Annotated in this window: 6 protein-coding genes and 1 pseudogene; 4 read left to right on the top strand and 3 right to left on the bottom strand. The window is 45.4% G+C overall.

Going from position 1 to position 5,860, the window contains the following annotated elements:
- Positions 1–141: 141 nt before the first annotated feature.
- Positions 142–783 (bottom strand): CDP-alcohol phosphatidyltransferase family protein, encoded by a 642-nt coding sequence (locus tag AK963_RS24550; RefSeq protein WP_066018025.1) that lies wholly within the window; start codon positions 781–783, stop codon positions 142–144.
- A 419-nt stretch (positions 784–1,202) separates the two neighbouring features.
- On the opposite strand from AK963_RS24550, the gene AK963_RS24560 reads away from it, so the two are divergent.
- From AK963_RS24560 to erpA, 3 genes are all read left to right on the top strand, one after another.
- Entirely contained in the window at positions 1,203–1,973 is a 771-nt protein-coding gene (locus AK963_RS24560; protein WP_066018027.1) for a DUF6776 family protein, read from the top strand.
- Positions 1,945–2,394, top strand: coding sequence for a bactofilin family protein (locus tag AK963_RS24565; RefSeq protein ID WP_066018028.1), 450 nt, complete (start codon positions 1,945–1,947; stop codon positions 2,392–2,394). The genes AK963_RS24560 and AK963_RS24565 overlap by 29 nt, the downstream gene beginning before the upstream one ends.
- A 100-nt stretch (positions 2,395–2,494) precedes the next feature.
- Positions 2,495–2,848 (top strand): iron-sulfur cluster insertion protein ErpA, encoded by a 354-nt coding sequence (gene erpA / locus AK963_RS24570; protein WP_066018029.1) that lies wholly within the window; start codon positions 2,495–2,497, stop codon positions 2,846–2,848.
- A 129-nt stretch (positions 2,849–2,977) separates the two neighbouring features.
- Here the strand turns inward: erpA and AK963_RS24575 are convergent, their stop codons facing one another.
- Positions 2,978–3,916, bottom strand: a complete 939-nt coding sequence (locus tag AK963_RS24575) for an L-lactate dehydrogenase (RefSeq protein WP_066018030.1) — start codon at positions 3,914–3,916, stop codon at positions 2,978–2,980.
- 640 nt (positions 3,917–4,556) lie between these two features.
- On the opposite strand from AK963_RS24575, the gene AK963_RS24580 reads away from it, so the two are divergent.
- Entirely contained in the window at positions 4,557–5,669 is a 1,113-nt protein-coding gene (locus AK963_RS24580; RefSeq protein WP_066018031.1) for a hypothetical protein, read from the top strand.
- A gap of 15 nt (positions 5,670–5,684) precedes the next feature.
- On the opposite strand, the pseudogene AK963_RS35870 reads toward AK963_RS24580, so the two are convergent.
- Positions 5,685–5,860: pseudogene (locus tag AK963_RS35870) on the bottom strand (IS256 family transposase); the annotation flags it as partial.

Genomic DNA, 5,860 nt, shown 5'->3' on the forward strand with positions numbered 1-5,860 from the left:
GATGAGAGGGGCAGGCTTAAGCATTTAGAGATCAAAAATCAGCGACTATATCTGTAATCCGGTGGAAATAGAACTTGGCTAAAGTTAATCGCTAAATGCAAATGAGAATACTCGTGCGTAAGCCCTGGTTCCCAGGGAGCCTCATGTGGCTGAATCCTGGTGTTTTTCTTTCTCTGCCAGACTAATACTGTGGTAACCAGACCAGACTCTAATGGCCGCTGTTAACATGCATATGGCGGCAAACATCAGGGCAAGTTGCGGAAAATAATCAGGCAGCAGACAGAAAAGAATAAACAGCATAATGGTTTCTGTTCCTTCGGCCAGCCCCGACAGGTAATACAGGGATTTATGCTTGAAGTTTGGATCAGACAGCTGATGTTTCTCAGCCATGATGGCATAGGCAAGAAAGCTGGCTCCTGTACCCATAAATGAAAAAAGAAGGACGCAGGCTGCTAAAGCATTCTTTGCCGGTGATGCCAGGGCAAACCCCAGGACAACGCCAGAATAGAAAATAAAATCCAGAGTAATATCCAGAAATCCGCCTGCGTCTGAGGGGCTGCTCAGTCTTGCCAGTGCCCCATCGAGACCGTCCAGAATCCGGTTGCCAAGAATAAGCAACAATGCCAGAGAGTAGTACTCAAAAGCCAGCAAAGGGATTGATATTATGCCGACCAGAAAGCCGGTAATGGTTATCTGATCCGGCTTGATGCCATGATGCTTCAACCCTGACGCTGCACGCCTTAGCAGTGGCTGAATCAGTGGGGTTGTCCATTTATCGAGCATGAAATAGATAGAAGGTAGTGTTGATGAACGGTATAACTAGGGGGCGTTATCAACTGGTTGTATGTCCAGTTGGTAACGCCCCCTACATCATACCGCTGGCCTTTTCCTGTGCCAAACAGCTTCTTAAGTTGGATGGCTTGAATATATTGACGAAGAAACGAAAATTTCTTGGCCTATTTGTTATGTTTTTTTGGCTTGTGTATAGTCCCGCTGTTAAAGTTATTCAGAATAAGGCTCATCCTTTTAATCAGGATGGCCATAGGGGCTATTGACGTTTAGCGGAACATGCAACAGAACGTCATAGGCCCTGGTTCCGGTAATAACAGTGGCTTGAATCAGGCCCTGTTGACAGAAGGTTGCTGGCTCATTGGCTCTTATGCATAGAGCCATGAGTCATGGTCAGGAAAAGGTGGATAGCTTTGCATCCCGACAGTGGCAAACTCAGGGTTATACGCCATGACCCGAAACGAGATCAGTTAATTCGAATTTTTCTTTTGGTATTTATTGCTTTGCTGGGTGGTTTTGCCTATTGGTATGGTGGTAACCATGCAGGCCAGAATCTGGACCAGGTGCAACAGCAGAATATTAGTTTGGAGAGCAGGGCCAGAGTTTTGCAGGAAGAGAATAGCGAGCTCAGGCAGCGATTGGGAATTCTGGAAAGTGCCAGCAAAATGGATCGCGAAGCGGTCAATAATGTCCGCTTGTTAGTGAAGAAGCTTGAGGAAGAGAAAGAGCAGCTGCATAAAGAACTGACCTTTTTCAAGAGCATTCTGGCTCCGGAAGATATGTCGACCGGTGTGCGGGTGGCAGGATTCAGTTTACTTGAGGGTAATGCATCCGGTCAGTACCGCCTTAGGCTGGTCATTTCCCAAGTTGCGAGAAGTAATCCGTTTCTCAAAGGAACGCTATCGGTATCGCTGATTGGAGAGAAGGATGGCAAAGCTCAGATCATACCACTGCAGGAGCTGATAGAGTCTGATCAGGTAATAACGCGTTTGGGGTTTCGTTACTTTCAGGCTCTGCCGAGTGACAGAGAGTATCTTGATTTCAATATACCGGAAGGGTTTCAGCCGGCAGAGGTCAAAGTTATGGTGCAGATCACCAGCGGAATCAGACAGAGTTTTGAACAAATTTATCAATGGGATAAGGAGCTGGTAGCGGATGTTCGGCAAGAGCAAAACAGCGGGTAACGTCGCGAATAAACATGGCAGTACGACTCTCATATCGTCAGAAACAATCATTACCGGCGATATTCACTTTTCCGGTGCCGTTCATATCGAAGGGCGCGTTAAAGGTAATGTTTCGGCAGATCAGGGCCTGTTGACTATCGCTCATAATGGTAGTGTTGAAGGTGATGTTCGTGTCCAGCGTGTGGTAGTTGATGGTCATGTTCGTGGTAATGTTTTTGCCGAAGAACATCTGGAGCTTGCTTCCAGGGCAGTGATTACCGGAAATGTGTTTTACAGCGTCATAGAGATGACTAAAGGGTCTCAGGTTAATGGCAGTCTTGAGCATCACCCAAATGGTGTGCCTGTCGGACCTCAGCCTCTGCTGGAACGTTCTGACGAAGAGATGCCCGCTGGTGAAGTGATTGAAGCCGCGGATAGTTGACTATAACAGTTGGTTACTCAGATAATAGCCGACTGATGAGTAAATAACGGGTCGCTGCCTTAACTGGTTATAAGTCAATGACAGTGGCACGGGAGGGTCGATGAGCGTAGTAGAAACAGTGATACCTGAGCCAATCAGTGTTACGGAAGCTGCTGCCCGCAGGGTAAGTGAATTGCTGGCAGATGAGACCGAAGAAAATCAAAGGCTCCGGGTATATGTCACCGGTGGAGGCTGTTCCGGTTTTCAGTACGGCTTCACGTTTGACAGTAATCTTGCTGATGATGACACCTTGATTATCAAAGATGGCGCACCAGTTGTGGTTGATTCCCTGAGTTACCAGTATCTGGTGGGGGCAGAGATTGACTACGAAGAGGGGCTGGAAGGTTCTCGCTTTCTGGTAAAAAACCCGAATGCCAAGTCTACCTGTGGCTGTGGTTCTTCGTTCTCGATATGAAGGGATGACCTGAAGAGTTCTGCGGGACTTTTTTTGAACCACAAAGATCACGAAAAGCACAAAGGAAAAAAAACTCTTTTTTGTGTTCTTTGTGATCTTTGTGGTTTACAGGCCTTATAACAGGCAAACCTACACTAACTGATCCATGGATGCCTTAAGGGTGTTTGCGGAGTGTTGAATTCCCGCCAGTTCCTCTTCATCCAGTTTAGGGGCAATAATATTCTCCACCCCGTCACTGCCAATAACGGTTGGCAGGCTCAGGCAGATATCTCTAATGCCGTATTCCCCATTGAGCCTCACAGTTACCGGAAGAACACTTCTCTGATTATTGCGTACCATGCGAATGATATAGGCAATAACCAGACCAATAGCCCAGTTGGTGTAGCCTTTGTTGGCAATGATCTCGTAAGCGGCTTTTCTGACCCTGGTGACAACTTCTGCCAGGGCTTCCTGATTGTATTCACGACCATTAATCGTATTGCCTTTGATGCCAAGCCCGGCAATGGAGGCTGAACTCCATACGGGGACTTCAGAGTCACCATGTTCCCCAAGAATATAAGCGTGAATCGACTGGGGTGAGACATCATAGTGGCTGGCAAGAAGGGTTCGAAAGCGGGAGGTATCCAGGAGGGTTCCGGTACCAATCACCAGGTTATTGGGGCGATGGCTCAGGCTTTGCATGGCATGGGTGAGAATATCTACCGGGTTGCTGGCAATCAGTAACATGGCTTCCGGAGCGTGCTGGTCAAGCTCTCTGGCAATGGTTTCAAACACTTTGATATTACGCTGCAGCAGTTGCAATCGGCTTTCATCCGGACTGGACTGACTGACACCAGCGCAGATGACGATGATTCCCGAGCCTTTCAGGCTGGAAAAGTCACCGGCGGTGACCTCGCAGCGTCCGACCAGTGGCTGACCATGCATTAAGTCCAGTGCTTCTCCATGAGCTCTGTCGTGGTTTTTATCCACTAGAACAATTTGATTGGCCAGTTTTTGTTGAAACAGGGAGTAGGCTGCCGCCATACCTACAAAACCAGTGCCGATAATGCCAATTTTATTCATATTCATGGTGAGTGCCTGCGTCTTTGAAGTATGCTCGGTCAACCATAAGCTGAAATGGGCGCATATCTCAAGAAAGTAAGGGGGGGGAGATAGTGGCTTATAATAAGCCAAGCATAGCTCTATAATATGAATCGCCTTCAGTACAAAGCAATATAAGCATTAATTTAGTCCTACTTCGTTGTATTTGGTAGTAACTGGAAATCTGTGAAATCAGACTTTTATTAACCTATGTCAGTCAGTAGATAAATATTTTAATGGAATAGAAAAGGCAGGAAGTCAAGGCTGAGTGGTTTGGTTAATATACTGATTAATCGATTAGTCAGGAAAAATAGTCTATCAAAGGCTTAAACTTTTATTAAGGAAAAATGAGCCTTTCCCTGCTTATTTGATTAAACTAGCAGCTAGGTCTTATTGTTAACTTACCTTTATGAAATATAGTATTGGGGGCATTCCTTATAAGTGCTTTTAAATATTTTTACCTTTGTTTAAAAATTACTGAAGTGAAAGAAGAAATCTAGATAAATTGTTCCTCAACTGAAAAGGCTTCTTTGATGAATGCACTTTGGTGAGTATTATTTGGCCTTCCAGCTTCTCGCCGTTCTTATTTCATGAATAATAAAATTGATCATCAGGTATATAACGCACTATGGGCATTACAGACGCAGTTTCAGGTAATCAAGTACAGCATCAACAGACTATTGGTGCTGTACCAGGTAGCCAGCAGCCATTATCAGCGCAAAGTCCTGCTGCTGGTATTCGAGGGATTCTGAAGGCAACATCTTCACAATCCTCCACTGAGGCTATAGGGTTTACTGAAACCAGGGTAGTGTTAAAGGCTGATTCAGGTGCCGCTGTTGGCTATGAAACTGAACCGATTGAGAAGCATGAATTCCAGAGTGACAGTAAAACTATCCCTCAGCGAGATGTTTCTCAAGCTGATTGTAAAGAAATTTGTCTTGGTAAAAAGCCTGAAAAAACGATTGAGGCGATATGTGGAGGGGGGTGCTTAGCTCTTTTTGGGGTTACACTCATTTTTCTTACTGGTGCTGGGTATTTAAGTTTGCCAAATAATACGACACTACCTGTAAATGACACTCAGCATATCTCAACATCTTCGTTAAATTTAACCGTTGTTAAAAATATGACTGAAGTGTTGCAAAATGTTATCTCTACTGCCTCAGCTCAAGATAGTAATGACTCTTCCGGTACTGGAGGGTTATATGGTGCTGGAATATTTTTTATAGCTTTGGCTATTGCAGGTGTTTTATTGACACGCTTTTGTCAAAGCAGCGATTCTAAAAAAGCCGGTAAAGGTCCGGGTAGTGAAACACAAAATTCAGACGCTGTTGATCGGGAAAGCTGCAGCCAGAAATCAGATTCTGCTTATGGAGGCAGCCAAACGCTAAGCTCCGATTCAGGTTCCTTCTACGGAGTCGAATGTGAGTCTGTCACTGAGCCAGGTTTCAGCCGTAAGCAGAAAAAAAACAGCCGTCCTGTTGCAAAGATGTCCCCTATCAAAGAAGAAGTCGCAGGCCCTTCTGGATTATGCTCCAGTGCTATAAGCACTAAAAAGTCGGATGCCATCTCCATGGAAGATCTTTTAACTCCAGATCAAAAAAAAGCTGTCAATAGAAGTACGAGGCTTGAGTTAGTCAGGGTATATCCAGCGCAGGCAAAGTTATACGATGTGGAAACAGGCCGTTTTAAGCAAGGGGCGGATTCTCCAGTCCATGCAGAGCCTGTAAATAATTCTGTGTAAACGCCACCAAAACTATTACTCCTTGAACCGGTCAGGAAACATAATTTCAAACCGGTTCATGGCTGCTTTCCAGTTCCTGATCGGCATGGTCCATTTCTCGGAAGCTTTTTCCATGGCCAGATAGATTACCTTCATGACTGACTCATCAGTCCGAAAAATCTTCCGGTTCTTGATCGCCTTACGAATGACGC

This window comes from Endozoicomonas atrinae (genome assembly GCF_001647025.1).
GTDB classification, from domain to species: Bacteria; Pseudomonadota; Gammaproteobacteria; order Pseudomonadales; family Endozoicomonadaceae; genus Endozoicomonas; species Endozoicomonas atrinae.

Coding starts and splice junctions, on each gene's coding strand:
- AK963_RS24575 (WP_066018030.1), bottom strand. CDS start 3,916: ATGAATATGAATAAAATTGGCATTATCGGCACTGGTTTTGTAGGTATG.
- AK963_RS24580 (WP_066018031.1), top strand. CDS start 4,557: ATGGGCATTACAGACGCAGTTTCAGGTAATCAAGTACAGCATCAACAG.
- AK963_RS24565 (WP_066018028.1), top strand. CDS start 1,945: ATGTTCGGCAAGAGCAAAACAGCGGGTAACGTCGCGAATAAACATGGC.
- AK963_RS24550 (WP_066018025.1), bottom strand. CDS start 783: ATGCTCGATAAATGGACAACCCCACTGATTCAGCCACTGCTAAGGCGT.
- erpA (WP_066018029.1), top strand. CDS start 2,495: ATGAGCGTAGTAGAAACAGTGATACCTGAGCCAATCAGTGTTACGGAA.